Origin of the sequence: Streptococcus sp. HMSC066E07, from assembly GCF_001814695.1 — a bacterium.
Classification (GTDB): domain Bacteria; phylum Bacillota; class Bacilli; order Lactobacillales; family Streptococcaceae; genus Streptococcus; species Streptococcus hominis.
On record NZ_KV817454.1, the window covers coordinates 2,626 to 29,507 of the forward strand.

Annotated in this window: 24 protein-coding genes; 14 read left to right on the forward strand and 10 right to left on the reverse strand. The window is 39.9% G+C overall.

Features of this window, described 5'->3' with window-relative positions; genetic code table 11:
- On the forward strand, positions 1-561 hold a 561-nt coding region (locus HMPREF2984_RS09745; protein ID WP_180363940.1), incomplete at its 5' end, for an LPXTG cell wall anchor domain-containing protein.
- 382 nt (positions 562-943) lie between these two features.
- Here the strand turns inward: HMPREF2984_RS09745 and HMPREF2984_RS06435 are convergent.
- Together HMPREF2984_RS06435 and HMPREF2984_RS06440 are read right to left on the reverse strand one after the other, a co-directional pair.
- Complete coding sequence (locus tag HMPREF2984_RS06435; protein ID WP_059221270.1) at positions 944-1,666, reverse strand: hypothetical protein; 723 nt, start codon at positions 1,664-1,666, stop codon at positions 944-946.
- 12 nt (positions 1,667-1,678) lie between these two features.
- Positions 1,679-2,353, reverse strand: coding sequence for a hypothetical protein (locus HMPREF2984_RS06440; RefSeq protein ID WP_070670825.1), 675 nt, complete (start codon positions 2,351-2,353; stop codon positions 1,679-1,681).
- A 606-nt stretch (positions 2,354-2,959) separates the two neighbouring features.
- On the opposite strand from HMPREF2984_RS06440, the gene HMPREF2984_RS06445 reads away from it, so the two are divergent.
- Positions 2,960-3,691, forward strand: a complete 732-nt coding sequence (locus tag HMPREF2984_RS06445; protein ID WP_037607385.1) for a MerR family transcriptional regulator — start codon at positions 2,960-2,962, stop codon at positions 3,689-3,691.
- 53 nt (positions 3,692-3,744) lie between these two features.
- Here HMPREF2984_RS06445 and HMPREF2984_RS06450 read toward each other — a convergent pair whose 3' ends face one another.
- Positions 3,745-4,917 (reverse strand): aminoacetone oxidase, encoded by a 1,173-nt coding sequence (locus HMPREF2984_RS06450; RefSeq protein WP_021001208.1) that lies wholly within the window; start codon positions 4,915-4,917, stop codon positions 3,745-3,747.
- Positions 4,918-5,062: 145 nt separating this feature from the next.
- On the opposite strand from HMPREF2984_RS06450, the gene HMPREF2984_RS06455 reads away from it, so the two are divergent.
- Genes HMPREF2984_RS06455 through HMPREF2984_RS06465 form a run of 3 tightly spaced genes read left to right on the forward strand, consistent with a single transcriptional unit; the run spans position 5,063 to position 8,181 of the window.
- On the forward strand, positions 5,063-5,557 hold the full coding sequence (locus HMPREF2984_RS06455) for a DUF536 domain-containing protein (protein WP_003032083.1): 495 nt from the start codon (positions 5,063-5,065) through the stop codon (positions 5,555-5,557).
- A gap of 48 nt (positions 5,558-5,605) precedes the next feature.
- The gene (locus HMPREF2984_RS06460; RefSeq protein ID WP_041784077.1) at positions 5,606-6,409 is read left to right on the forward strand and encodes a hypothetical protein; all 804 of its coding nucleotides are present in this window, start codon (positions 5,606-5,608) and stop codon (positions 6,407-6,409) included.
- 14 nt (positions 6,410-6,423) lie between these two features.
- Entirely contained in the window at positions 6,424-8,181 is a 1,758-nt protein-coding gene (locus HMPREF2984_RS06465; protein ID WP_070670827.1) for a glycerophosphoryl diester phosphodiesterase membrane domain-containing protein, read from the forward strand.
- A 54-nt stretch (positions 8,182-8,235) separates the two neighbouring features.
- Here HMPREF2984_RS06465 and HMPREF2984_RS06470 read toward each other — a convergent pair whose 3' ends face one another.
- On the reverse strand, positions 8,236-8,535 hold the full coding sequence (locus HMPREF2984_RS06470) for a YbaB/EbfC family nucleoid-associated protein (RefSeq protein ID WP_021001211.1): 300 nt from the start codon (positions 8,533-8,535) through the stop codon (positions 8,236-8,238).
- Positions 8,536-8,571: 36 nt separating this feature from the next.
- Positions 8,572-10,851 carry a Xaa-Pro dipeptidyl-peptidase gene (locus HMPREF2984_RS06475; protein WP_021001212.1) on the reverse strand — a complete coding sequence of 760 codons (2,280 nt, stop codon included), beginning with the start codon at positions 10,849-10,851 and terminating at the stop codon, positions 8,572-8,574.
- Between the two features lie 108 nt (positions 10,852-10,959).
- On the opposite strand from HMPREF2984_RS06475, the gene gla reads away from it, so the two are divergent.
- From gla to fni, 8 genes are all read left to right on the forward strand, one after another.
- A complete protein-coding gene (gene gla / locus HMPREF2984_RS06480) occupies positions 10,960-11,811 on the forward strand; it encodes an aquaglyceroporin Gla (RefSeq protein WP_003033015.1) in 852 nt (283 codons plus the stop codon).
- Between the two features lie 216 nt (positions 11,812-12,027).
- A complete protein-coding gene (locus tag HMPREF2984_RS06485; protein WP_057489556.1) occupies positions 12,028-13,293 on the forward strand; it encodes a hypothetical protein in 1,266 nt (421 codons plus the stop codon).
- Positions 13,294-13,374: 81 nt separating this feature from the next.
- A complete protein-coding gene (locus HMPREF2984_RS06490) occupies positions 13,375-14,115 on the forward strand; it encodes a CppA N-terminal domain-containing protein (protein WP_070670829.1) in 741 nt (246 codons plus the stop codon).
- The gene (locus HMPREF2984_RS06495) at positions 14,112-15,047 is read left to right on the forward strand and encodes a serine hydrolase domain-containing protein (RefSeq protein WP_049534518.1); all 936 of its coding nucleotides are present in this window, start codon (positions 14,112-14,114) and stop codon (positions 15,045-15,047) included. Before HMPREF2984_RS06490 ends, HMPREF2984_RS06495 begins: the two co-directional genes overlap by 4 nt.
- Positions 15,048-15,212: 165 nt before the next feature.
- Positions 15,213-16,091 carry a mevalonate kinase gene (gene mvk / locus HMPREF2984_RS06500; protein ID WP_049534516.1) on the forward strand — a complete coding sequence of 293 codons (879 nt, stop codon included), beginning with the start codon at positions 15,213-15,215 and terminating at the stop codon, positions 16,089-16,091.
- The gene (gene mvaD, locus HMPREF2984_RS06505) at positions 16,073-17,017 is read left to right on the forward strand and encodes a diphosphomevalonate decarboxylase (RefSeq protein ID WP_070670832.1); all 945 of its coding nucleotides are present in this window, start codon (positions 16,073-16,075) and stop codon (positions 17,015-17,017) included. The genes mvk and mvaD overlap by 19 nt, the downstream gene beginning before the upstream one ends.
- Positions 17,010-18,005 carry a phosphomevalonate kinase gene (locus tag HMPREF2984_RS06510; RefSeq protein WP_070670834.1) on the forward strand — a complete coding sequence of 332 codons (996 nt, stop codon included), beginning with the start codon at positions 17,010-17,012 and terminating at the stop codon, positions 18,003-18,005. Before mvaD ends, HMPREF2984_RS06510 begins: the two co-directional genes overlap by 8 nt.
- A complete protein-coding gene (fni, locus tag HMPREF2984_RS06515; protein ID WP_049534508.1) occupies positions 18,006-19,022 on the forward strand; it encodes a type 2 isopentenyl-diphosphate Delta-isomerase in 1,017 nt (338 codons plus the stop codon).
- A 29-nt stretch (positions 19,023-19,051) separates the two neighbouring features.
- Here fni and HMPREF2984_RS06520 read toward each other — a convergent pair whose 3' ends face one another.
- The 5 genes from HMPREF2984_RS06520 to pflB all read right to left on the reverse strand — a co-directional run bounded on the left by HMPREF2984_RS06520 (position 19,052) and on the right by pflB (position 25,283).
- On the reverse strand, positions 19,052-20,332 hold the full coding sequence (locus HMPREF2984_RS06520) for a hydroxymethylglutaryl-CoA reductase, degradative (RefSeq protein WP_070670836.1): 1,281 nt from the start codon (positions 20,330-20,332) through the stop codon (positions 19,052-19,054).
- Position 20,333: 1 nt separating this feature from the next.
- Positions 20,334-21,506 carry a hydroxymethylglutaryl-CoA synthase gene (locus HMPREF2984_RS06525; RefSeq protein ID WP_059221252.1) on the reverse strand — a complete coding sequence of 391 codons (1,173 nt, stop codon included), beginning with the start codon at positions 21,504-21,506 and terminating at the stop codon, positions 20,334-20,336.
- Positions 21,507-21,637: 131 nt separating this feature from the next.
- Entirely contained in the window at positions 21,638-22,087 is a 450-nt protein-coding gene (locus HMPREF2984_RS06530) for a threonine/serine exporter family protein (RefSeq protein WP_106382352.1), read from the reverse strand.
- Between the two features lie 3 nt (positions 22,088-22,090).
- Positions 22,091-22,867 carry a threonine/serine exporter family protein gene (locus tag HMPREF2984_RS06535; protein ID WP_049534501.1) on the reverse strand — a complete coding sequence of 259 codons (777 nt, stop codon included), beginning with the start codon at positions 22,865-22,867 and terminating at the stop codon, positions 22,091-22,093.
- A gap of 100 nt (positions 22,868-22,967) precedes the next feature.
- Complete coding sequence (gene pflB / locus HMPREF2984_RS06540; RefSeq protein WP_003029425.1) at positions 22,968-25,283, reverse strand: formate C-acetyltransferase; 2,316 nt, start codon at positions 25,281-25,283, stop codon at positions 22,968-22,970.
- 249 nt (positions 25,284-25,532) lie between these two features.
- On the opposite strand from pflB, the gene dinB reads away from it, so the two are divergent.
- Complete coding sequence (gene dinB, locus HMPREF2984_RS06545) at positions 25,533-26,600, forward strand: DNA polymerase IV (RefSeq protein ID WP_070670837.1); 1,068 nt, start codon at positions 25,533-25,535, stop codon at positions 26,598-26,600.
- The last annotated feature ends 282 nt before the right edge of the window (positions 26,601-26,882 follow it).

Genomic DNA, 26,882 nt, shown 5'->3' on the forward strand with positions numbered 1-26,882 from the left:
CCATTAGTAGAATACAACGGTGTTCACAAATGGTATGCGAAGACAGATATTCTTCTTAAGAATGGTCAAAAGATTGCCAAGGGTACAGATTTGACGAAGTTTGTCAACCAAACTGTTGATCACAAGACAAGAACAGTTGTGTACTCATTCTCTAGCGCCTTCTTGAACAGTATTTCAGATAATAGTGAATTCCAAGCTACAGGTTACATGCAAGTGAAACAACTTGACTATGGTACTGTGAAGAATACCTTTACTGAAATCATCAATGGTGTTGAAAGAAATTCTAATACGGTAACAGTGGTAACGCCAGACAAGCCTAAGACTCCTGACAAACCACAAACACCGCCAGAAACTCCTAAGACACCTGAAAAACCGCAAACACCTCCTACACCAACACCTACTCCAGTAGTGCCAACTACTCCAAAACAACCTGTAACTCCACAAGTAACCTTGCCTTCAACAGGTGAAGTTACAAATGATGGTGCAGCATTGGTAGGATTAGCGTTTGCTGCTACAGCATTGTCAATGCTTGGCTTCAAGAAACGTAAAGAGGAAGAATAAGTCCCTAACGATGATTATCCTAACTCTTGCTAGGCAATAGTGACAAAAAGAGGTTGAGACCGAGTCTCAACCTCTTTGTTATAATATAATGTCGTTGTTGATTGTGTATTTGGATATATGATAAATAAGTCAAAAGTGCTTCGTTCTACTTCTATTTTAAAATTTAAGTCAATCCTTTTCAGATTGAAAAGAGGACAAAAGAGGCTGGGACAAAAGTCCGACCTCAAATATAAAAAGCGAACAAAACTAGTTTTCTGGTAATCAGAATTCTGCTTTGTTCGCTTTTCGCATTTAATTATAGATTTGAAGGGCTTAATAATTAAGATTTTTAAAAATTGAAATCTCTTTGTCCCAACCTCTTTAATATTATTGAAAATTGTTACTATCCAAGGCTGTCAATGGTTGCATTGATAATTTTAATGGATTCTTTTGTGTAATCTTTTTTTTGTTGTTGTCTTTCAGATTTTGTCATGGGACGTGGCTTTACTACTGGGTCTGGTTTTACGATAGGTTTTTGTTGTTTAACCTTCGTTTCAGCGGTAGGTGCTGGTTGGACAATTGGTGCGGGCTCAGGTTCTGGTTCTGTCTTTACATCAACGACTGCCTCTTCAACAACGGGCTGTACCTCTTCAGAAATGTCTTCTGAAGGTTGCTTTTCTCCCCATTCTTTGCGTGCATCTAACTCACGAAGAACAAATGATTTCCCACGATATTCTTTTGGAACAATAGTTGCGATTTGCTCGTCTGTGAAGAGTTCAGCTTCATCAATATCTACAACATCCCAGACAATTTCCCCATCAGCATTGCGTACATAATAACCGTTTTCGTCTTTTTGTCCAGCTAAGAAACTAGAGACGCCAATAATTTCTGTGACATTGACATAACGCATGCCGGTATCAACGTCCCAAACACCTGAAAATACAGCTTCAAACAGTGCTTTGTATTGTTCTTCTGAATCTAATGAGAAGCCATTGATTGTTTTCATGGCATTAGCACTATAAGCTCTTGATAGCACTTCAAGTTTTTTTTTGTAAGTATCAAATGATTTGTTTTTTAAGAAGCGATCTTGCTCTAGTGTTAAAACGGGTTTATCTATTTCTGACATGATTGTAGACTCCTATTCATTATTATTGATATTAAAGTTTAAGGTGATCAGCATTAGTTTTGGCTGAGTGATTTTAAATAATTTACGAGCTAGTGAAATTTTGAAAATACCGATGATATTTCCTTTTGCATCTTGCCGGAAATTTTTTCCGACAACTTCTACATTTTCTTTGTGACCGTCCTTGACTGCTTCACGGACAGCTTCTAACATCGAGTCTTTTATCTCTTCAATACTTGAATACTCACTGTAAAAAGAGACAGAATGATGTTTTTTAAAGACAGCACGGTAAATCATTTTTCTATAAATTTTTTTATAAATAATGGCAATCAAAAATGGTATGGCTAAGCAGATATCAACGACTGGATTTTTTAAATAATCAAATAGTTGATTGTCAAAGTAGCTAATGACTGCTAAGTAACCAAGCGCCGATAGGATTTTAAAGTAGTTGCTAGCGATTACGATGTCTTCGGAACTATTTGCCACTAAAAATCCAACCAATATGTAGATGAAAGAAGCAATTAAAGCCGCAATGTGGATATAGTTTAGCGGTATATTGAGAATATTATATGTTAAGAGTAGGAGAGCTGTGCCGACAACGAACACAATTCCTACAAAATAGATCAGTTCAGCTAACCACTTCAGCAAGACTAGAAAGACTAACGGTGTGTCTTTTTTCTTTTTTGACATTTTAATCCTTTCTATTCTTTGTTTATTTTTAAGGATAGCCAGACACTAACTTTCCTCATACAAGTACTCTTGTATTATTATATATATATTACCAAAATTTCACAAATAATACAATAAAATTCATATATTCTACGAGCGAAAATCCTTATTATTTCTATGTTTTCTTTCGTTTTGAGATGCAGTTGAAACAAGTGAAAGAAGAGATAGCTAACAGAGACAATAGGGACAAAAGAACTATTAACTTGCCGCCTCTGTTTATGTTAGTTATCATTACAGGGGGAGTTCGGAAAAACTTTGCTGTTTTTAGTCAGTTTAGAGTTTCCCAGGCACAATGGGAGCTGGTAGTTTCACCCCCGCAAGGGTGCTCAACAGTCCCTTAGACTATTGAGGTGGTGGATAAAGAAAACAAAGTTTTCGTCAAAAGTGCTCTTTCGTATTTGAAAAGCGAATGGTGTTGAGATTTGCTTTGCAAGCAACATTAGTGATTTTTTGTACAAAGCAAGGGCGTACTTTGTGATAACTCTATTTGGGGGTAAAATATTTTTAAAAAAGTATTGACTTCAACCTAAGGGGAGGGTTTATAATGAGATTTGTAAGGAGGAAATGATGTATCAAATCAAAGAAGCTGCGCAGCTTTCAGGTGTTTCTGTCAAAACACTGCATCACTATGATAAGATAGGCTTGCTTGTGCCGCAAAAGTCTGAAAACGGGTATCGTCTTTATAGTGAAGCAGATTTAGAGCGCCTGCAAGTTATTTTATTTTACAAATATCTTGGATTTTCTTTAAAGAAAATAGCAGAGCTACTAAGTCAGGAAGAGCAGGAACTATTGCCTCACTTGAACAAGCAATTGCAGTTTTTGCAGCAGGAAAGGGGACATTTGGATACCTTGATTTTCACCTTGCAAAAGACAATTCAAGCTCAAAAAGGAGAAAGAAAAATGACGACACAAGAAAAATTTGTTGGATTTACCTACGAAGACCATGCAAATTATTATCATCAAGCGGTTGAAACATACGGTCAAGAAGTAATGGACGAGTCTCGTGTACGACAAGTTGGCAAAGAAACTGAGACGACGGAAGCATTTAACAAAGTTTTTCGCAATCTAGCTAATAATATGCAAAAAGGTCTAGCTGTGGAAGCACAAGAGAATTTATCAGAAGCCGAGCAGTTATTTCAAGCAATGAATACCTATGCCTTTGATTGTTCTCTGGAAGTTTTCGCTTTTATTGGAAAAGGCTACGTGGCAAATCCTGAATTTAAGAAAAATATTGACCAATTTGGAGTTGGAACAGCTCAATATGTAGCAGATGTTATCCAAGCATACGTTCACAAGTAAAATAAAAAATAGGGCAAATACTAGTGTTCTGCATGGTAGCATTTGCTCTATTTTTAGTATTCCACACTTCCAGCAACCCAGCCAGTACAGAGAGCGACTGTAATATTAAATCCACCGGTATGAGCATTGATATCCAGCACTTCGCCAGCAAAATAAAGCCCAGAAACTAGTTTGCTTTCTAAAGTCTTGGGATTGATTTCCTTAAGACTGACACCGCCTTTGGTCACAAAAGATTTGGCTAGAGACATTTTGCCGATAATAGGAATCGGTAGAGCTTTGAGCTGTTGAATGAGCTCTTCTTTTTCTTTTTCAGTCAATTGTTTGCCTTTTTCAGGGAATGGCTGCGCGAAAAAGTCTGCCAGACGTTCAGGAAGCAATTGTTTGAGGCTATTTTTGAGCGATTTTTCTCGGTTATTTTCTAAAAATGCTGCCAAATCTTCCGCAGAAAACTGTGGTAAGACATCTAAATAAATGGTTTCACCGCCTTTGAGGAAACTGGAAAGTCGCAATGCGGCTGGACCAGATAAACCAAAATGAGTAAAGAGAAGGTCGTGAGTGATGATATGTTTATCATAATGGAGGGTGACATTGGCTAATGCAATCCCCTGCAAAGCCCTATGTGGAAAGTCAGTCAAAAGTGGGCTTTCAGCAGCCTCTAGCTCAGTAACCGTATGGTTGAAATGACGCGCAATCTCATAGCCAAAGCCAGTAGAGCCAGTTGAAGGATAGGATTTACCACCTGTGGTGACAATCAATCGGTCGCTGCTCCAAATGTGCTCACTTGACTTGATGATAAAGCAATCCGCGTTTTTCTTTACAGAAACCACTTCTGTCTGTGTCTTGATTGTAGCACCCAGCTCTTTTATTTTTTGTTCCAAGGCTTCAATAATTGTAGAAGATTTGTCTGTTGTTGGGAAAACGCGCTCGTGGTCTTCCACTTTAAGTTTCACGCCATTCTCAGTGAAAAAATTCATAATGTCATGATTGTCAAACTGGGAAAAGACACTGTAGAGGAAGCGACCGTTGCCTGGTATGCCAGCTAATAAATCTTCTAAAGTGCCATTATTCGTCACATTGCAGCGTCCGCCACCTGTTCCGGCAAGTTTCTTACCTAAGCGTTTATTTTTTTCTAAGAGGAGAGTCTTTTGTCCATGAAAAGAACTGGAAATAGCAGCCATCATACCAGCAGGTCCTCCGCCTATCACGATTGTATCAAAATGGTTCATTGTACTTCTTTCTTTAAATGAATATGTCAAATTTTATTGTATCATAAATATGGTGAAATTCCTTGAAATCCGGAGCAAATTTGACAGTTAAGCCTTGATATGATAAGATTTAGGTATATATCTAGAAAAAGTTTCAGAGGAAATTATGGCAATTGAAAAGACAGTCAGCGAGCTAGCCGAGATTTTAGGGATTAGCCGTCAGGCGATGAACAATCGGGTCAAAACTCTTGCGCCCGAAGATACCGACAAGAATGAAAAAGGGGTCACCGTTGTGACGCGCAGCGGTTTGATAAAGCTGGAAGAAATTTACAAAAAGACGATTTTTGAAGATGAACCGGTCAGCGAAGATGTCAAGCAACGTGAGCTCATGGAAATTTTGGTAGATGAGAAAAATGCAGAAATTGTGCGTTTGTATGACCAGTTAAAAGCAAAAGATGCTCAATTAGCTAAAAAAGATGAGCAATTGCGCGTGAAAGATGTGCAAATTGCTGAAAAAGATAAGCAATTAGACCAGCAGCAGCAATTGACTGCTAAGGCCATGAATGAGCGTGAAACGTTGCTATTAGAATTGGACGAAGCTAAAGAAAAAGTGCAAGCACAAGAGCAGAAAGGTTTCTTTGCAAGATTGTTTGGACGATAGAGAGAATCTCGGTTGAAGAAACTGAGATTTTTTTATAGAATGAAAGGTATGGTAAAGGAAGAACTAGCAAACAATATCAATATCCTTGGCTCTTTTTGTGGAAAACGCGATTTGCCAGAATTAACACAAAAAGCTTTAGAAGATAAATATAGCCTAAAACAGGCTGATGTCATGGTGCTGTTTGGTGGGAGTATTCTAGCGGGTGGAAATATTCTAGCGCAGGCTATGTTCGCGAATATCGCAAAGATTTATGTGATTGTTGGTGGCGCGGGTCATACGACTGATACTTTGCGCCAAGTAGTCGCTAAAGAGTATCCGAAAATAGAAACACAAACTTTGTCAGAGGCAGAAATTTTCAATGCTTACTTGAAAGAAAAGTATAACTTAGCAGCTGATTATTTGGAGTGTCGCTCGACCAATTGTGGAAACAACATCACTTATTTATTGGATTTGTTGGAGCACGAAAAGATTGATTATCAGTCTATTATTTTTTGTCAGGATGCCACTATGCAGGAACGAATGGACGCAGGGCTTAGAAAGTACCTCTCTAAGGAAAAGAAAATTATCAATTTTGCTGCATATCATGCAGAAGTGACGGTGAAAGAAGAACAGTTGACTTTTAAACAGAAACTTCATGGTATGTGGGCAATGGAGCGTTACATCAGTTTGTTAATGGGAGAAATTCCACGATTAACAGACAATGCAACTGGGTACGGACCAAAAGGAAAAAACTATATTGCGCATGTGGAGATTCCGGCAGAGGTCAGAATAGCTTTTGAAGCATTAAAACAAGATTATGCTGACTTAATCCGTCTAGCAAATCCTCTTTATGCTTCAGTTGATGAAAAATAAGTTAAAGGAGAATGATGAAACAACAGCGTTTAGGTTTTCAAAAACTCTATCAAAATCTTGATAAAATTCTATTTTTGTTTTTTATTATTTTTATGCTGACAGAATATGCTTGGTTGCCTTTTAATTCGTGGGCGGCAGGTACTTTGCTTCGTCAGACGGGCTATCAATTTCTATCGTATAACAATGTAGTTGGAGTGTTATCTAGTCATCCTCTAGTTACTCTGGCTTTTATCCTCTTGTTTTTAGCCAATCTGTTGGTCGCTTATGTTCAAATCACACTTCTTTTTTTAGGAGCGCACAATCTATTGACTCAAGAAAAGCGAACACTCTTGAAATTTACCAAGAAAACCATAGCAGACAGTTTGCTCACCTTAAAGCAGGCACGTCCTAGTAAAATCTTGTTTGTCTTGCTCTACATCGCTCTGCTCTTTCCTTTTCTCCGAAAAATCCTCAAAATTTACTATCTAAACAAAATTTTAGTTCCAAATTTTATCTTAACTTATTTGAAAGAGACGTATTTTTGGGGTGCTGTCGTCCTGACCCTGCTTGTATGGCTGATGTTATTGATTGCGGTCAAGTTGATGTTTGCCTTGCCAAAAATCTTTTTTGAAAATTCTTCCGTAAGAGAAGCGGTGCAGTTCAGCTTAGAAAAAACTAAGAAACGAACTTTCTTTTATTCTTGGCAGTTGTTTTGGATTGTGACCAAGACTTTTCTCTTCTTTTTTGGAATGGCTCTGCCTCTCTTTCTTTTACAGCATGTTGCAGACGGTCATTCCAATCAAGTGGCAACGATTGCTGGTGTGATGAATTATGTGTTGCTGAAAAATGCTCACTATCTGATGTTGAGTTATTTCTTGATTAAATTCGTTTCTTTTCTGACTGAGCAAGGCTTGGCGGATTGTCCGCGGCGGAAGTTCGATCGTGTTTTGCGCTGGCTTGTGATTTCCATTGCTTCTGTATTTTTTGCAGTAGAAGGTTATATGTATCTCATTTTTCCATTGGAAACTGTTCCTGTTACGATTTCTCACCGAGGAGTGTCGCAGAAAAATGGTGTACAAAATACGATTCAGTCATTGGAAAAGACAGCTTTGCTGAAGCCGGATTACATTGAAATGGATGTGCAAGAGACAAAAGATGGTCAATTTGTCATGATGCACGATGCTAATCTTTTAAATTTGGTGGGTGTCAATGCAAGTCCACAGGATTTGACCTTGGCAGAACTAACTGATTTAGATGTTTCAGAAAATGGCTATCGGACAAAAATTTCTAGTTTTGATGCGTATCTCAAACGTGCCAACGAATTGGGACAGCGGCTGCTCATTGAAATCAAAACCAGCAAAAAAGATTCTTCGGATATGATGGAGCGCTTTTTGAAAAAATATGGTCCAACGATTAAAAAGTACGGGCATCAAATGCATTCATTGGACTATCGCGTGATTGAAAAGGTTGTGAAATACGATGCCAGCATTAAAAGCTTTTTTATCTTGCCTTATAATACAATCTTCCCACGAACCAAAGCTAGCGGTTATACTATGGAATATTCCACACTGGATGAAAACTTTGTTTCTAAGTTGTGGCAAGCCGATAAATTGCTCTATGATTGGACGGTCAACGATGTAAACAGCATTGCAAAATCTTTCCGCTTGAATGTTGACGGTATCATAACGGATGATGTTCAACTGGTGCAAAGTTCCATTAAAGAGCTGAAAGACAATCCAAAATATACAGACTTACTCCTCAATAAAGCCTTTGATTTCTTTAATTTTACATAAAATAGCCCCCTCTTAGCAATGAACTAGGAGGGGGTGAGTTTTTTGAGATTTGTTTTAAAACGGCATTTTGCCTGCAAAGGCACCTAATTTTTTCTTAGTTGCGGCATCAATTTCTGCGAGGGCAGCGTTGATAGCTTGGGTTGTCATGTCAGATAAAGTTTCTAAGTCTTCTGGGTCGACAACGGCTTCTTGGAAGTCGATTTTGACGACTTTTTTATCACCTGTAAGAGTTGCGACCACGAGGCTTTGGGCAGATTTGCCAACAAATTCTGTCGCAGCAAGCTCGGCTTGCCCTTTTTCCATTTGTTTTTGTAATTTTTGTGCTTGTTTCATCATTGATTGCATATTCATCATTGTTTTGGTTCTCCTTAATTTTCAAACATTAACGTCTTATTTTACCATATCTGGCACATCTAAGCTAGAGTTTGCTAGGTCAATGGTCAAATGATAGTCAGTATTATCGCGGACGGTGTGCTCAAAGTCGGTTGTGTAAAGGACGAGGCGAAGTGTATCGCCTATTTTCATTTTGTAAATGGTTGGCTGCAATTCAAAAGAAAATTCCAACCATTGGTCTGGTGTGACTTCTTCGACGGTTAGCAGATTGTTGCGGTTCTGTAGGTTGAGAAATCCTTTTGTCACAACGCGATGCGGTGTCTCTTTGAAAGGCAATTCCATTAAATGATCCAGCATATAAAAGCGACCATTGTCCATGACTTTTGGTGCAAGGACGCCAGGAATTGGGATGAGGCGTTTAGCTTGTCCAAAATCTAACAGCTGTGCGGAAATCAAGCCTTTATCGGTGCTGGATTTAAGGCGCAGATTGAGCTTGACGGGGCCGTTAAGGAAAAGGTCTTTTTCTAAAGTGAAGTCAACGGTCACTTGATTGACTTTTCCGTCAAAGAGTTCATTTTTGAAGGTTTGATAAGTCTTGCTGAAACGCTTGTAGTCCGTCTCAGAGTAAGCATTTTGAATATCTTGAGTAGTACTACCTAGATTGAAATGAGTGTAGTGTTCTGGATTGCCGAAAGTCTCTAGTGACAACCAGCTTTGTGCTTGACTATTGTCTTGCCAGATTACGGTTGGCAATTCAAAGTGAGAATTGTAGCCTAGCAGTTTCTTGCTGAGAAGTGCATTCATGGACTCACGAAAGTCAATGGATTGCCAATTGTTCATGTAAACGTGAGCACCGTTGTGGAAAAACAAATGCTTTTTGATGTTTTGTGGCAGGGCATGGAACATGTTGTACACATTGAGCGGCTTGACATTCCAGTCTTGGGAGCCATGCGTAAAGACGACTTCGGCTTTGACCTTGTGCGCGTGAATCAGATAGTTGCGGTCATGCCAAAATTGATTGTAGTCCCCTGTTTTGCGATCGAGATTTTCTTTTAATGATTTGAGGCTTTTTTGATACTCAGCATCGTGACGAAGACGTTCACCTGCTAGAAGATTGCGTGAGTAGGTTAATTCTGTCAAAGAGTCAAAATCTTCACCAGGATAGCCCCCAGGACTTGTCACCAAACCATTTTCACGATAGTAATTGTACCAAGAAGAAATTCCAGCTTCGGCAATAATAACCTCCAGCCCTTCTACGCCAGTCGTAGCTAGCCCATTTGACAAGGTTCCGAGGTAAGAAATTCCTGTTGTAGCAACTTTTCCATTGGACCAAGTGGCTTTGATTTCTCGCTGTTTGGTATGGTCTGTGAACGCACGGCAGCGACCATTTAACCAATCAATAACATTTTTATAGGCTTCGATTTGATAATAATCTCCGCTCGTCATAAGCCCCTCAGAGTCCTTGGTTCCCACACCTGATACATATAAATTAGCAAAACCACGAGGAAGCAAATAATCATTGAGCGTGTAAGTACCGATATGACCGAGTGTTTCTTCTGCTTGCTCCACCAATACTGCTTGACCTTGTGGTTCAACCAAGCAAACTTCAGAGTTATGGACGGTAATTTTTCCAGCTTCCTTTTTAACCAAATCCACATTCATGTTATAGAGCGCTTTGTCGCTAGCTTTGTCGTTGGTTCCTTGGTGATAAGGGCTGGCAGTCATAACGGCAGGAATTTGTCCGTCAAAACGAGGACGAATGATACTGACCTTAATCAAATCAGGCAGACCGTCTTCGTCGGTATCCACGCGCGATTCCACATAGACCACTTCGCGGATTGCATTATGGCTAGTAAAAGTCGCAAGACTTTTACCATTGAAATAGTGGTAGGTATTGTCTTCAGGAATCAAACCGTCGCTCACTAGTTTATCAATCAAGAGATTGCCGTTTTTGGTGCGTGTGTTGAGCAACTGATAGAGATTTTCGAGCAGATTTCCATAGGTAATGGGAAAGTTTACGTCCTTGCGGAATGTTTCTACATCGTCGAAGTCAACAAAGGGCACAAATTCCAGCAATTGAAAAATGATGGTATAAAAAATCTCTGCTGTCAATTCTTGATTGGACGTAAAAAAACTGAGTAAGTCTGTTTTTGAATTGGCAATCAAAGATTTTAGGGCATAGTCTGTATGTTTATAATTAAAAAGAGTTCTACGTACAAAAGTTTCCAAATTTTCTTTATCAGAATGCCCTGGTTGGAAAGAAAATCCAATGTTTTCCATTTCAGCCAGCATTTTTTCGTTTGTTTCTGGTGTATAACTATACTGATTATAGCGCATATTTTTACTCCTTTTTTACATTTTGTCAAAAAATAACCTTTACATTATCCATTGTAACTGATAAAATAGGATTTGTCTAAAATTTTTTCATTAAAGAGGAGAACAAAAATGGATGTCACATGGACTGTGAAATATATCACAGAATTTCTTGGAACGGCAATTCTCATTATTTTGGGGAACGGAGCTGTTGCTAATGTGGAATTAAAGGGAACCAAAGGTCATCAAAGTGGCTGGTTAGTCATCGCAGTTGGTTATGGTATGGGGGTTATGATTCCTGCTCTTATGTTTGGAAATGTATCAGGAAACCATATCAATCCTGCATTCACACTAGGACTTGCGATTAGCGGATACTTCCCTTGGGCACAAGTTGCGCCTTACATTATTGCACAATTATTGGGAGCGATATTTGGACAAGCATTAGTAGTAGCAAGTCACCGCCCTTACTATTTGCAAACAACAAATCCTAATGCGATTTTGGGATCATTCTCAACTATTGTAAATACGGATGACGGAAGCAAGAAATCACATGCTGCTTCTATGATAAATGGCTTTGTCAATGAATTTATTGGTTCATTTATCTTGTTCTTTGCAGCAATGGCTATGACCAAAAACTATTTTGGTGCAGAAGTTGTTAAATATGCTGCTACTCGTGGAGTGGATGCTACTCAAATCCAAGGAAAAGTTGCAATTGGTTCTCACATCAATGCCGGACTTGCTGTTGCCCACTTAGCACTTGGTTTCCTTGTCATGGCATTGGTAACGTCACTTGGTGGTCCTACGGGTCCAGGTCTAAACCCTGCACGTGACTTAGGCCCACGTATTCTTCATTTCCTTCTTCCAAAATCAGTTCTTGGTGAGCACAAAGGAGATTCAAAATGGTGGTATGCTTGGGTACCAGTTGTATCTCCAATCCTTGCCGGTATTGCTGCAGTAGCACTTTACAAGATGATTTATGGATAAGTTGTCAAAAAAGAAACGGTTCATTACGAGCCGTTTTTTGATAACGAAGAGATAAGATTGAGCGAAAAAATAGATAAGTGACTAGACGTTTGCCAATATAAAATGCTATACTAAAGAGTAAGGATAATAACAGTAACGGGAGTGAGACAGCAAAACTGATTTTTTGCAAAGTAGCAATTTTTGTCTCATTCCTGCCTTTTATTTGGGAGAGATGAAATGGAATTAGATAAACTAAGTGGGAGACGGACTCTATTGTTCGGTATTTTGGCGATTCTTTTTGGCGTTATTATTATTGCAAATGGTGTTGATTTTACAAAATTTGCCCTAGATTTATTGGTCATTTACTTTTTATTTGTCGGAGTTATCAATCTTTTTTTCCGTTTCTTAGTGAAGAAAAATCGTATCAGTCTTGGTTCTGCCCTCCTCCATGTTTTAGTGGGACTGGTTGTTGGCTTTCTTAACCGTGCCAGCAATCTGCCAGTCAATATTGTCATTATTATATTGGGCTGTTATCAGCTGTGTACAGCGGCAATCTATGGTATTACATATCTTCTTTATCGGCAGAATAAGTTAAAAGGTGGTTTTCGTTATCTTTTTGATACCTTGCTTTATGGCGGGATTGGACTGACAACTGTCTTTTCTCCCAGCACGGATGGTAGGATGCAATTTTTGATTGTTGGTATTTATCTGATATTACTAGGCTTTTCTAACGTTCGAGACGGTCTTATGTTCAACACCGATGTGGAGAAAAAACAACTTCGACGCCGTATTCGGATTAACCTGCCTATCATTATCGCTGCCTTTTTCCCAGCAGAGCAACTGAATCGCTTTAATCGTTTTTTACAAGGTGAAAAAAAGAAACCACAAAAGGTTTATAGTAGTATCCGAGACGAAGAAAAGCCCGTTGACTTAGAGGTGCTAATCCATACGTCAGACCAGAATCTTTTTGGGATGATTGGACACGTTGATATTTGCTATAAAGGAAAAGTTATTTCCTATGGTAGTTATGATGTTTTTTCAGAGCGTTTATTCGGCACGATTGGAGATGGTGTCTTGTTTAAAGTAGATAAAGACGCTTATATTGATTTGTGCAAAGAAGAAAGCAAAAAAACTTTGTTTGGTTATGGGTTATCTTTGACAGATGAGCAAAAGCTAGCTGTGGAGAAACGGTTGGCTGAGATTGATGAGTTGTTGGAAGTGTGGGATCCACCGGCGGATTTGAAAGATGGTAAGCGCACGTATGCTTATAAATTGAAACATGAGTTGAATGCTCGTTTATATAAGTTTAAAACAAGTCGTTTTAAGACTTATTTTATCCTGTCTACCAATTGCTGTCTGCTAGCCGATAGCATTATCGGACAGGCTGGAACAGCCATTTTAGATATGCGTGGGATTATTGCGCCGGGAACTTATCAGTCTTACCTTCAATATGAATTTGAGTCAGCAAATGAGCTGGTAGTGGCACAAAATATTTATCAGTAATAGCACAATTTTTTCTATTTTTACATAAATATTTGTAAAATACACAAAAATTATTTAAAATAGAAAGGCTTGGAGGAATTTATGTGTTCAACAAATAAAATTGTAAATACGATACCAGTATTAAAAATCAATAATCGAAAAAACAATCTCGCATTTTATTGTCAAACTTTGGGAATGAAAAATTTGCTAGAGGAAGGAGCTTTTGTCAGTCTTGGAGATCAGACAAAAGTTGAAAAATTGCAGCTAGAAGAGTCGCCCAGTATGCGCACTCGCAAAGTTGTTGGGACTAAGAAATTAGCGAAAATTGTCATCAAAGTAGCTAATCCACGAGAAATTGAAGCACTTTTGGCGCGTGGTAGCAAAGTCGATTATCTTTACCAAGGTGACAATGGCTATGCTTTTGAAGCAACTTCGCCGGAAGGAGATACGTTTTTACTGCATAGCGAGGAAGATTGGACAACCTTACAGAGAATAATGATCGCACCAGCATTCGCACCGCTAGAGGATTTTGTAGGGCTCAGCCAATTTACTATAGAGCAGATTCACATCAATGTTCCAGATGAGGAAAAAGCAGTCACTTTTTATCAGGAATGGTTAGGAAATCAGTCTGTTCTAACATTCTCACAAGCAAGCGGAGCAGATTTATTGACGGAGAGTACTCAAACTTGGGATTTGGCAATGATTAAATTTACAGTTGAGCAATTTGATGTGGGAGCGTTGCGCGATTTATCTCAAGGAAGAGAAATTTTTGTTCCTAAATCGGGCAAATTTTTCCTGACCAAAGATGAGAGCCAAATTGAAGTTTGGATTGAAGCGGTATGAGTTCAAGCAAGATTCTCTCAAAAGTCGAAGAACAGATAGCACAACAAATCTATCCTGGAGCCAGCTTAGCTTTGTATACTCGTGGAGAGTGGCAAGAATATTATCTTGGTGAGAGCAATCCTGAGCGCAGTGAGAAAAGCCGAGCAGGACTGGTCTATGACTTAGCAAGTGTCAGTAAGGTTGTGGGTGTCGGAACGATTTTGGCTTTTCTATTCCATGAGAAAAAACTCGATTTAGATGCGCCTCTGACACAATATTATCCCGCTTTTCATGACAATTCTGTCACGGTAGGTCAGCTGGCTACTCACACATCAGGGCTAGATCCCTTTATCCCCAATCGAGATGCACTCAATGCGGCTGAATTGAAAGAGGCGCTAAATCATTTGAAAGTGCTTGATAGCAAGCGTTTTCGTTATACTGATGTGAATTTTTTATTGCTGGGTTTTATGGTAGAAGAAATTTTTCATTCTGCTTTGAGTGACATTTTTGAACAGAAAATTTTTCAGCCTTGGGGTATGAAAGAAACAGCGTTTGGTCCTGTCGCACAAGCGGTGCCAACGGTTCGCGGTGTGAAAGCAGGGATTGTACATGACCCCAAAGCGCGTGTGTTGGGCAGACACGCTGGTAGTGCAGGCTTGTTTTCGACAGTTCGGGATTTGAAGCTCTTTTTGGAGCATTATTTACAGGATGACTTTGCAGCAACTTTGACAAAAAATTTCTCAAAGGAGATTGGAAAAACACGCAGTCTTGCTTGGGATTTAGACAAAGAGTGGTTGCAACACACAGGCTACACAGGAACATTTATTATGTTTAATCGTTTGCAGCAGAAAGTGGTCATCTTCCTTTCCAACCGAACGTATGAGAAAGACGAACGTGCACAATGGATTTTAGACCGCAATGAGCTCATGGATTTGATTAAACAAAATCTGTAAAATGAAGACAGTTAGGATAAGAGCTGGATTTCCTGCTCTTTTTCGCTGTTTTAAAAGTTGAAATAAATTAGTTTGGAATATAAAAGGAATTGACTACTAACGATCGCTTTTTTCTATGAATTATATTAAAATAATAGATGAAGTATTGTGATGTAGAGAGAGAATATGACAAAAAAAGTAGGTGTCGGTCGGGCACATAGTAAGATTATTTTGATAGGGGAGCATGCCGTTGTCTATGGCTACCCTGCTTTGTCTCTACCTTTAACTAATATTGAAGTGACTTGTCGCATTTTGCCGTCAGATCATGCGTGGATTTTGTATGAGGAAGATACCCTTTCTATGGCGGTTTTTGCTTCTTTGGAATTTCTAGGGGTGCAAGAGGCTTATATTCGCTGTGAGATTGAGTCCATGGTGCCTGAAAAGCGAGGAATGGGTTCTTCTGCGGCAGTGAGTATTGCTGCGATTCGAGCTGTTTTTGATTATTATGAACAGGAGTTGGATAGGGAAACTCTGGAGACTTTAGCCAATCGGGCAGAGATGATTGCCCACATGAATCCGAGTGGTTTGGATGCTAAGACTTGCTTGAGCGATCATGCTATTAAATTTATTAAAAATGTTGGTTTTTCAGAGTTTGAGACGAATCTTGGAGCTTATCTTTTGATTGCAGACACAGGGATTTATGGGCATACACGCGAAGCCATTCAAAAAGTTGAGCAGCTAGGAATGACCGCTTTGCCTTACCTTTATCAGCTTGGAAAATTAACCAATGAAGTTGAAGAAGCTTTGAAAGCAAAAGATTTAGAGAGAATCGGGATAGCTATGTCAGAAGCTCACCTCAGCTTAAAAAATCTAGGCGTGAGTTGCCCTGAAGCCGATCGACTTGTTGCCACAGCGCAAGAAAATGGAGCGCTTGGTGCGAAAATGAGTGGTGGTGGTCTAGGTGGCTGCATTATCGCTCTAGTGGCGAGCAAAGAAAAGGCTGTCAGTTTAGCCGATTTATTGAGGGAGAAAGGAGCGGTGAACACATGGATCGAAAGCCTGTAAAGGTGCGGTCTTATGCCAATATTGCCATTATCAAATATTGGGGTAAGAAAGATACTGTCAAGATAATTCCTGCGACGAGCAGTATTTCTTTGACCTTGGAAAATATGTACACAGAAACAACTCTGTCTAGCTTACCAGCGAGTGCCCGGTCAGATGAATTTTACATCAATGGTGTTCTGCAAGATCAAGCCGAACATAAAAAAATGAGTAATATTGTAGATCGTTTTCGTCCTCAAGGAGCTAGTTTTGTACGAATTGATACCAACAATAATATGCCGACAGCAGCAGGACTTTCATCTAGTTCGAGTGGTTTGTCTGCGCTCGTTAAGGCTTGTAATGATTTTTTTGAATTGCACTTGTCCACAAAAGAGCTAGCACAAAAAGCAAAATTAGCTTCTGGATCTTCTTCACGGAGTTTTTATGGACCGATTGCAGCTTGGGACAAGGATAGCGGAGAGATTTATTCAGTAAAGACAGATTTGAAATTAGCGATGATAATGCTGGTTTTGTACGATCAGAAAAAGCCGATTTCAAGTCGTGAGGGAATGAAACGCTGTGCAGAAACCTCCACGACATTTGATGATTGGGTGAGACAGTCAGAAGAAGATTATAAAGCTATGCTGACTTATTTGTCTAACAATGATTTTGCTAAGGTGGGAGAATTAACAGAAAAAAATGCGCTTGCCATGCATACTACCACTAAGACAGCAACGCCAGCTTTTTCTTACCTGACCGAAAAAAGCTATGAAGCAATGGACTTCATCAAACAATTACGCAGTCAAGGAGAGCGTTGTTATTTCACTATGGATGCAGGACCAAATGTAAAAGTGCTGTGTTTGGAAGAAGATTTGGAGCATTTGGTGCCGATATTTGCAACAAAATACCGCCTCATTGTCTCTAAAACGAAGGAATTGCCAGATGACTAAAACAGTAAGAACATGTGGGAAATTGTATTTGGCAGGGGAATACTCTGTATTGACAGCGGGACAAGGCGCGATTCTGAAAAATATTCCGATTTATATGACGGGAAAAATTCATTTTTCTGAACGTTATCAGTTGTTTTCAGATATGTTTGAGCATGTTGTAGACTTGACGCCTGATGATGAGTACAGTCTCATTCAGGATACGGTTGCTGTTATGAATGAGTTTTTACAAAGTCGATCCATTTCACTGCGTCCCTTTTCCTTAACCATTACTGGAAAAATGGAGCGAGGTGGGAAAAAAATTGGTCTTGGTTCTAGTGGGAGTGTCGTAGTTTTAACCATACGCGCGATAGCAGTCTTGTATGACCTAGCTTTATCTGCTGATGAAACTTTTAAGCTAGCAGCCTATGTTCTTCTTAAACGTGGTGACAATGGCTCAATGGGAGATGTGGCTTGTATCGCTTATGAAGATTTGATTTATTACCAATCTTTTGACCGCAAAAGAATAGCGGAGCAGATCAATGATTCGCCCTTAAAACAGGTAATATCCCAAGATTGGGGATACGTCATTCGGAGGATTCAACCACAACTTACGTTTGACTTTCTTGTAGGCTGGACAAAAGAACCAGCTATTTCTAGAGATCTGATCAATCAGGTCAAATCAGCAATTTCATCCAGTTTTCTAACACAAACACAAGAAGAAGTTCTTCGACTGGAGAAGGCGCTGCTTGCTGGTGAGAAGGAAATTATGAAAGAAAGCCTAGAAAAGGTTAGCGACCTATTGGCGGAACTTAGCCCCGCTATTTACAATGAAAAACTGAGAGCTTTAAAAAGAGCCAGTCAAGGATTGGACTGTGTGGCAAAGAGTAGCGGTGCTGGCGGTGGCGACTGCGGCATAGCATTGTCTTTTGATTCGCCCGCCAGTCAAATCTTAGTGGAACGTTGGCAAAGGGCAGAGGTTGTCCTTTTATATAAGGAGAGGTGGGAATAAATGAGTGAAAATCGTAAAGACGAGCACATAAAGTATGCTTTGGAGCAAACCTCTGGCTACAACAGTTTTGATGACATGGAGCTTATTCATTGCTCGCTTCCTAAGTATGATTTGGACGAGATGGATTTGACGACGCAGTTTGCAGGCAAAGATTGGGAATTTCCGTTTTACATCAATGCTATGACAGGTGGAAGTGAGAAAGGGAAAGACATCAATCAGCGCTTGGCACAAGTTGCAGAATCCTGCGGTATTCTCTTTGTCACAGGCTCTTACAGTGCTGCCGTGAATAATCCAGCAGATGATTCTTATGCTGTCAGCAAAGACAAGCCCAACCTGCTCCTTGCCACTAATATTGGAGTGGATAAGCCGTATTCCCTAGGTCAGCAGGCAATCACAGATCTTCATCCTCTTTTTTTGCAAGTACATGTCAATCTCATGCAAGAATTGCTCATGCCAGAAGGAGAACGCTCTTTTAAAACTTGGCGAGCACATTTAAAAGACTATGCTGAGCAAAGCACAGTCCCGGTAGTGTTGAAAGAGGTTGGCTTTGGTATGGATTTGGCAACGATCGAAACTGCTTATGACCTCGGTATTCGAACGGTTGATCTTTCTGGTCGTGGCGGAACGAGCTTCGCCTATATTGAAAACAGGCGCGGTGGCAATCGAGACTATCTCAATGATTGGGGGCAATCGACACTCCAAGTCTTACTAAATGCTCAACCGATGATGGATAAAATGGATATTTTGGTGAGTGGTGGCGTACGGCAGCCGCTTGATATGGTGAAGGCTTTTGTGTTAGGAGCTAAGGCTGTAGGACTTTCACGCACCATGTTAGAATTGATTGAGACATATTCGGTGGATGAAGTCATCACGATTGTAAACGGTTGGAAAGAAGATTTGCGTTTGATTATGTGTGCACTTGGTTGCCAAAATTTGCCGGAATTAAGACGAGTGCCTTATCTTTTGTATGGACGTTTGCGAGAAGCACAAGATCAACTAAATAAAGAAATCCGATGAGTTTTTTCACTTATCGGATTCTTTTTTTTCTATGATTTTTGACGAATGTTTTCTAAAATTTCTTGTGCTCTTTTGAAACTAAAATGTTTCTCAGAAATGAGTTGAGAAACCAGAAGAGCGATTTCTGTATCCTTAGCTCCTGCTAAAAGAGCGAGAGATTTGGCTTGTAGCTTCATGTGACCGTGCTGGATACCGGTGCTGACCAGGGCTTTTAGAGCCGCAAAATTTTGCGCTAAGCCGATAGACGCAATAATACTGGCTAACTCTTTGGCGGTTGGTTGTTTTAGCAAGTCAAAGCTAACTTCCACCGTAGGGTTGAGCCCAATGGAGCCCCCTTTGGTAGCAATGGGAAGAGGAAGCGTAATCTCTCCGCAGAGCGTTTGAGTAACTTCCTTGATTGACCAAGTAGTCAATCCTTGATAGGAACCATTTCTACTAGCGTAGGCATGCGCACCAGCTTCAATCGCCCGCCAGTCATTTCCTGTCGCTAATACGACAGCATCAATTCCGTTGAAAATGCCTTTATTGTGGGTGCTGGCACGATAAGGGTCTTGCTTGGCAAATTGGCTTGCCAGCACGATTTTTTTAGCAATGTCAATGGCTTCTGATTTATTTCGACTAAGAAAACGAAGATCAATTTCACAGGTGGCAGTTACTAAGGCTTCTGTTGCATAATTTGATAGAATTGCCATCAAGCTTTCACCGCCAGTCAACTCTTCTAATGGTGTTTTCAACGCTTCTAGCATGGTATTGAGGATATTGGCGCCCATAGCTTCTTGGGTGTCAACTGTTAGATAAACGACTAAAAATTCAGCTTCGCCATTTAGCCATTCTACACGTAAATCACGCGCACCACCTCCGCGGTTGACAATCGACGGGTGTGCTTGATTGGCCAGCTCTAGCAATTCTTGCTTGTGATTTTGGATATTTTTTATAGCCGCTTCAATATTTGCTACTTGATAGAGAGCAACCTGTCCAATCATTTGACGATTGTGAATAGTCGTTTTGAAGCCTCCAGAGCGCTTAATAATTTTTGCTGCAAAGCTAGCAGCCGCAACGACAGAGGGCTCTTCTGTTACGAAAGGTACCTGATAAACTTGCTCGTCTACCACAACATCAGGAACGAAAGAGTAGGGCAGAGCAAATGTCGCCAGAACATTTTCGCTCATTTGGTCGGCTGTTGAGAGAGGGAGCATGTGATTATGCTCAAGGTTTGTTTGATTATCCTCGTTTAGTAAGTGATAATCTTTTAAAATTTGCAAACGTTCTTGAAGCGATTTTTTTGAAAAGCCCGTCCAACTTATCTTCATATTATTTTTCCACCTTGATGTATGTACGTTGGTGTTCTACGATTTCTGCTAAGGCAAAGTCTTGATTTTCATAGCCTGTAAAGCTAGCAGAGCCATTTTCATCTAGTTCTGCTTCTTCAAAAAATACCTTCTCATAATCTGGAATGCTCAGAGGTGTACGGCTGTCAAGTTTTTCCATACGATTGGCTTCAAGCTGCTGCTCAAAACCTGCTACGAGCTGCCCACTAAAGATTTCTGATACAGCTCCGCTTCCGTAGCTAAAGAGCGCAATGCGGTTACCTGCTTTGAGTGTCGTACTATTTTCAAGCAGGGAAAGGAGACCTAAAAAGAGGGAGCCAGTATAAATGTTACCTACTTTTTGACTGTAAAGAATAGATTGCTCAAAATTTTCTTGCAGTTGTGCTTGTTGTTCGCTTGGCAATGTCTTATCCATGATTTTCCGCATACCTTTTAAAGCTATCTTTGGATAAGGTAAGTGAAAACAAACTGCTGCAAAATCTTTCAAAGAGACTTGATTGCGTCTTAGGTACTCCGCCCAAGTCGTTTTTAAGCTATCCAAATACTGCTGAGTGGAGTACATGCCATTGACGAAGGGTGTTGTGGAATAATTCGGACGCCAGAAGTCCATGATGTCTCGTGTTTGAGCGACATTGTCCTCATTGAAGGCTAGAATTCGTGGATGACTAGTGATGAGCATAGCTATCGAACCAGCGCCTTGTGTCGGCTCTCCCGGTGTCTCAATACCGTATTTGGCAATATCGCTTGCAATGACCAACACTTTTGAGCTAGGGTGTTTTTCGACGTGCAATTTCGCATAATCCAGTGCGGCAGTAGCGCTGTAGCAAGCCTCTTTCATTTCAAAACTGCGTGCAAATGGCTGAATTCCAAGCAAACCATGAACAAAAACAGCAGAAGCCTTACTTTGGTCAATCCCAGATTCGCTGGCTACGATGACCATGTCAATAGCCTGTTTATCTTCTTCGGTCAAAATAGATGCTGCTGCACTCGCTCCCATGGTTACAATATCCTCTGTGACAGGGGCAATACTAATTTCTTTTAGTAAAAGTCCCTTGCTTAGTTTTTCCGGGTCAATGTTACGCGCTTCTGCCAAATTTTCTAATTTTAATACGTAATTGGCTGTCGCAAAGCCAATTTTATCAATTCCAATGTTCATCATTACCTCTATATATTTCGGTTTCATGTAAATATTATTCTATTCCATTTTATCATAATTCAAGTGGAAACTGAGAAAAAGACCATCTTAAGATAAGAAGGGTTTTAGACAGTTCGGTTGTTTTTGTTGAATTACGAAGAACGGTGTTTTTGCAGATAATGGTAGAGTCTGAGCACCACCGTACCACTTGCCATTCCAATTGAAATGACCAAGGCTAAAATCACCACCAAGGTAGCATTAACCATAGCATGACTATAATCTCCAGTGACAAAATAGGCCGTTGTACGATAAGAAAGATAGCCCGGAACCAATGGAGCTAAAATGGCTAAGATAAAGACGACAGCAGGGGTTTTATAAAGAATGCTCAAAACTTGACTAATGCAAGATCCGATAATAGCTGCAATAAACGTAGCAATAATCACATTTGTTGGACCTTTTAATACATAATACAAAAGCCAGATGAACATTCCAAGGATTCCTCCTGGAATGAGCATTCTTTTTTGAACATTTAAAACGATTAAGAACATTACAATTGCAAGAAAACTTGCTGCAGCTTGTAGTAAGACAGTCAATGGATTCACCTTTTATTTCATTAAGACGAGAGCTACGGAAGTGCCAGCTCCGAGTGCCAAAGTGATCAACAGCGTTTCAAAGATTTTGCTCATTCCGGAGTTGAGATGATTGGTCATCAAATCACGCACGGCATTGGTCAGAGCAATACCGGGAACAAAAGGCATGACAGCACCAGCGATGATTAAGTCCGCACTGGAAGGAAAGCCAGAATAGCGCGCCCAGATCTGTGCCAGCAGACCAAAAATAAAAGCTCCTGCAAAAGCTGTGACAAAAGGAATGCGCACGTATTTATTGACCGAAAGAGAAAAGGTAAAGCCAAAGAAGGTCGCAAGAGCAGCGCCGAGTGCATCATAGAGATTGCCACCAAACATGATAGAGAAAAAAGGGGCACTAATAGTAGCAGCAAATGTCAGTTGCCTGTTTGTGTAAGGTGTCTTTTTCTTTTTTAGCTGAGTTAATTTCTCAAAAGCATCTTCAAGACTGATGTCCCCGCTAACCAGTTCACGCGATACTTGATTGACATCGCACACTTTTTCGATATTGTAATTTGAATGAGTAATGCGTTTCATACGCGAAATATTGGTGTTTTCAATTGAAAAGAAAATGGCAACTGGCATTGCGAGTGCATTACAATCCATAATTCCTTGAGAATGAGCAATCCGAATCATGGTATCTTCAACCCGATAAATTTCAGAACCACTTTGAAGCAGAAGCGTACCTGCTAACATCAGGACATCAACAGTTAGATTAAATTTGTCTTCCCTTTCTACATCTCTTTTCTCCACCATTTTTACACCCTTTTCTTTTAACTAACAATACCTCTATTATAGCATAAAAAAGAAGAAAACCAGCTGGAATTTCCAACTGGTTTTTGAGAATAGAATTGAATTAGCTAAGGGCATCATCCATTGAAAGCACTTCGTGGAAGACACGTTGAGTCAATTCAGTTTTTTGTTCTTTTGTAAGGTATTTAGTGTTGACACAGTAACCTGAGATACGAACGATAACATCTTCACCATTCATAATCTTGTCATAGACATCTTTCAAGTCCATAACGTTTAAGTTGACGTGTTGACCACCATTTTCAAAGTAACCGTCAAGAATCGTTACCAAGTTATCCACTTGTTCTTCACGAGTTTTACCAAGAGCACGAGGTGAAACTTGAGTAGTTAGTGAGATACCGTCTGCTGCATAACCAAAGTCAAGGCTAGCTAGTGAGTTGAGATTTTGCAACCAACCACCACGAGCTTTGTTAGAAGGGTTTGCACCTGGTGAGAAGAATTCCAATTTAGACAAGTTCACACTGCCGTCTTCATTGAGGTAAACCCCTTTGTGAACTGGAGAGTTACCAGTTTGTTTAGAGTAAGCAACATTTGAAGTGATAGTAAGTAATGATACAGTTGCTTCAGCGTTCTTGTACAGTCTGTGGCTACGAAGGCGAGTTGTGTAGGCTTCAATCAACCATTCAGCCAATTCGTTTGAGCGAGGGTCATCTTCACCCCAACGTGGGTAGTCACCGGTTGTTTCATAGTCGTAAATGTAGCCATTTTCATCGCGAATTGGTTTAACAGTAGCATATTTGATAGCAGCTAATGTATCAACAGTATTGGCAAATCCACAGATACCAAATCCCATGTTAGCACGTTGATGTGTAGGCAAGAAGGCCATTTGAACAGCTTCATAGTTGTACTTATCTGTCATGTAGTGAATGATATTCAATGCATCTACGTAAGTGTCTGTCAACCAATCAAGTGATTTTTCAAAGTTTGCTTTAACAGATTCAAATTCAAGTACTTCGTCGCGGATAGGGTCAATATCAAATACTTTGTAGTCTTTGTGAACATCGTCGTAACCACCGTTCAAACCAGTCAAGAGAGCTTTAAGGACGTTTACACGAGCACCGAAGTATTGGATGTTGTGGCGTTGTTCTTCGTTTTCTGGGTCAAGTGGTGACACACAGCAAGAGATACAGCTCATTTCGCCATAGCCGTCTTTTGCCATTGTCGTTACACCTTCGTATTGGATAGAAGAATGTTTGTGACTCATGTGCATGCAGTAATGACGGAAAGTGTATGGTAATTTATCCGTCCAAAGAACTGTCAAGTTTGGCTCTGGAGAGTTACCGATGTTGTCCAATGTGTTCAAGAAACGGTAATCCATTTTTGTAACACGGTGGCGACCGTCATTTCCCATACCAGCCATAGAAGTTGTGATGAAAGTTGGGTCACCTGAATACAATTCGTCATAAGCTTTTGTACGAGCGAATTTCACAGTACGAAGTTTCAAAACGAAGTCATCAACAAATTCTTGGATTTCTGATTCGGTGAAAGTACCACGAGCTAAGTCACGTTCTGCATAAATGTCAAGAACGATTGGAACACGTCCAAGTGAAGTAGCAGCACCGTTGACGACACGACAGACAGCCATGAAAGCAATGTTCACCCATTGAATAGCTTCTTTTACGTTCATAGCAGGTCTGCGAACATCAAGACCATAAAGGTCACCTAAGCGAACAACTTCTTTCAATGATTGGTATTGAAGGTTGACTTCTTCGCGAAGACGAATAGTTTCTTCATCAATGTCTGTCAAAGCGTTCCAATCTTCCACTTTTTCAGCCATCAAGTAATCTGCTCCGTAAAGTGCAAGACGAGCATAAACACCGATGATACGTCCACGTGAATAAGCATCTGGCAAACCTGTTACAGTGTGTGCGTGACGTGCGCGACGGATATTTGTTGTGTAGGCACGGAAAATACCGTCATTTACAGTTGTTACGTATTTTGTGAAGATTTCATGCATTTTAGGATCTGGTTCATAGCCATGTTCCTTCAAAGCAGTTTCCGCCATACGGATACCACCTTTTGGCATGAAGTTCAATTTGAACAATTCATCATTTTGGATACCATAGATTAATTCATTGTCTTTATCAATGTATCCAGCTGGAATGTCAGCGATTGAAGTAGCACGTGTATCCATTGGGAAACGTGTTTCTTCATAATGTGCTTTTGTGTCTTCGATAATTTTTTTAATGTGAAGAGAGCGTTCAGTTGGACCAGCTAAGAAACTTTCATCTCCATCATAAGGAGTGTAGTTTGCTTGTACAAAACGAGATACGCTAGCTTTTTCGCGCCAATCTTCCCCTTTGAAGCCTTCCCAAGCTTTGTCAAAAATATCCTGTGCTTCGACAACAGTTTTAACAACCATGTTTTTTTCCTCTTGTATCTTTCTAGTAACACAAATCTGTTACATTTATAAAATAAGTATATCATATAGTAATCGTTTCCACAAATGGAATCTGGTCATAAAAGCACTTTCTTTTATAATACAGATTTAAAAACTAGCGTAAATTGTATTATATTTTTGAAAAAATCAGCATATTTTCAAATATTTTGGAAAAAATGATAAAAATTGTATAATGGAAGAAAGAACAGAGTCGAGAAAGGAGCTGTATTGATGTTAATTTTTCCCTTAATCAATGATACATCTCGGAAAATCATTCACATTGATATGGATGCCTTTTTTGCCTCCGTAGAAGAAAGAGACAATCCAGCACTAAAAGGCAAGCCGGTCATCATCGGAGCAGACCCTCGTTTAACAGGCGGACGAGGCGTTGTCTCAACTTGCAATTATGAGGCGCGCAAGTTTGGTGTTCACTCAGCTATGAGCTCCAAAGAAGCTTATGAGCGTTGTCCACAGGCGGTTTTCATTTCGGGAAATTATGAAAAATATCAGGCAGTCAGCCAGCAAATTCGAGCCATTTTTAAACGATATACAGATATGATTGAGCCAATCAGTATTGATGAAGCCTATCTGGACGTGACCAAAAATAAGCTGGATATGAAATCTGCTGTCAAGATGGCCAAGTTAATCCAGCACGAGATATGGACAGAGCTTCATTTGACCAGTTCTGCTGGTGTTTCCTATAACAAATTTTTGGCAAAAATGGCTAGTGACTATGAAAAGCCTCACGGGCTGACCGTGGTTTTGCCGGGAGAAGCAGAATCTTTTCTGTCTCAAATGGATGTTGCCAAATTTTACGGTGTTGGGAAAAAGACAGTAGCAAAGCTGCATGATATGGGTGTTTATACGGGAGCAGATTTATTAGAAATTCCTGAGATGACCTTGATTGACTTGTTTGGTCGATTTGGATTTGACCTTTATCGCAAGGCAAGAGGCATCAGCAATTCACCAGTAAAAGTCAACCGTATTCGTAAGTCTATCGGCAAGGAAAGAACTTATGGGAAATTGCTCCATAACGAAGACGACATAAAAAAGGAGCTGACCCTTTTATCACAAAAGGTAGCTCGTAGTTTAAAAAAGCATGGAAAATCGGGTAGGACGATTGTTCTGAAGATTCGCTATGCGGATTTTTCAACATTGACAAAAAGGCAGAGCTTAGCGACAAGAACGCAAGATGCGGAGCAGATTGAGCGCATTGCACATGAGATTTATGATAGCTTGGACGAGCAGACAAAAGGTGTGCGTCTTTTAGGAGTGACAGTGACAGGATTTGGGATGTAAAAAAGTTTGGGATGGGGAGTTCCAAACTTTTTGGGCTCTATAATTTCTGTAGTGGGTAACACCACTGCAGAGATTATGGAGTTATGTTTCTACCATTTGTCAAGCAATTCAATGTTTTTCAGTCAAAGAATTGATGATTGATTTGATTTTAATAGTTTATCCTAGCCCTTTTTGGCTCTTTTGATTGGAAAAAGAGTACACAAAATCAACACCATACCTAGCGAAATTTTTTGTAAGGTGTTACAATAATAGAGCATAGACGGCTTTAATGATTTTGGGTTA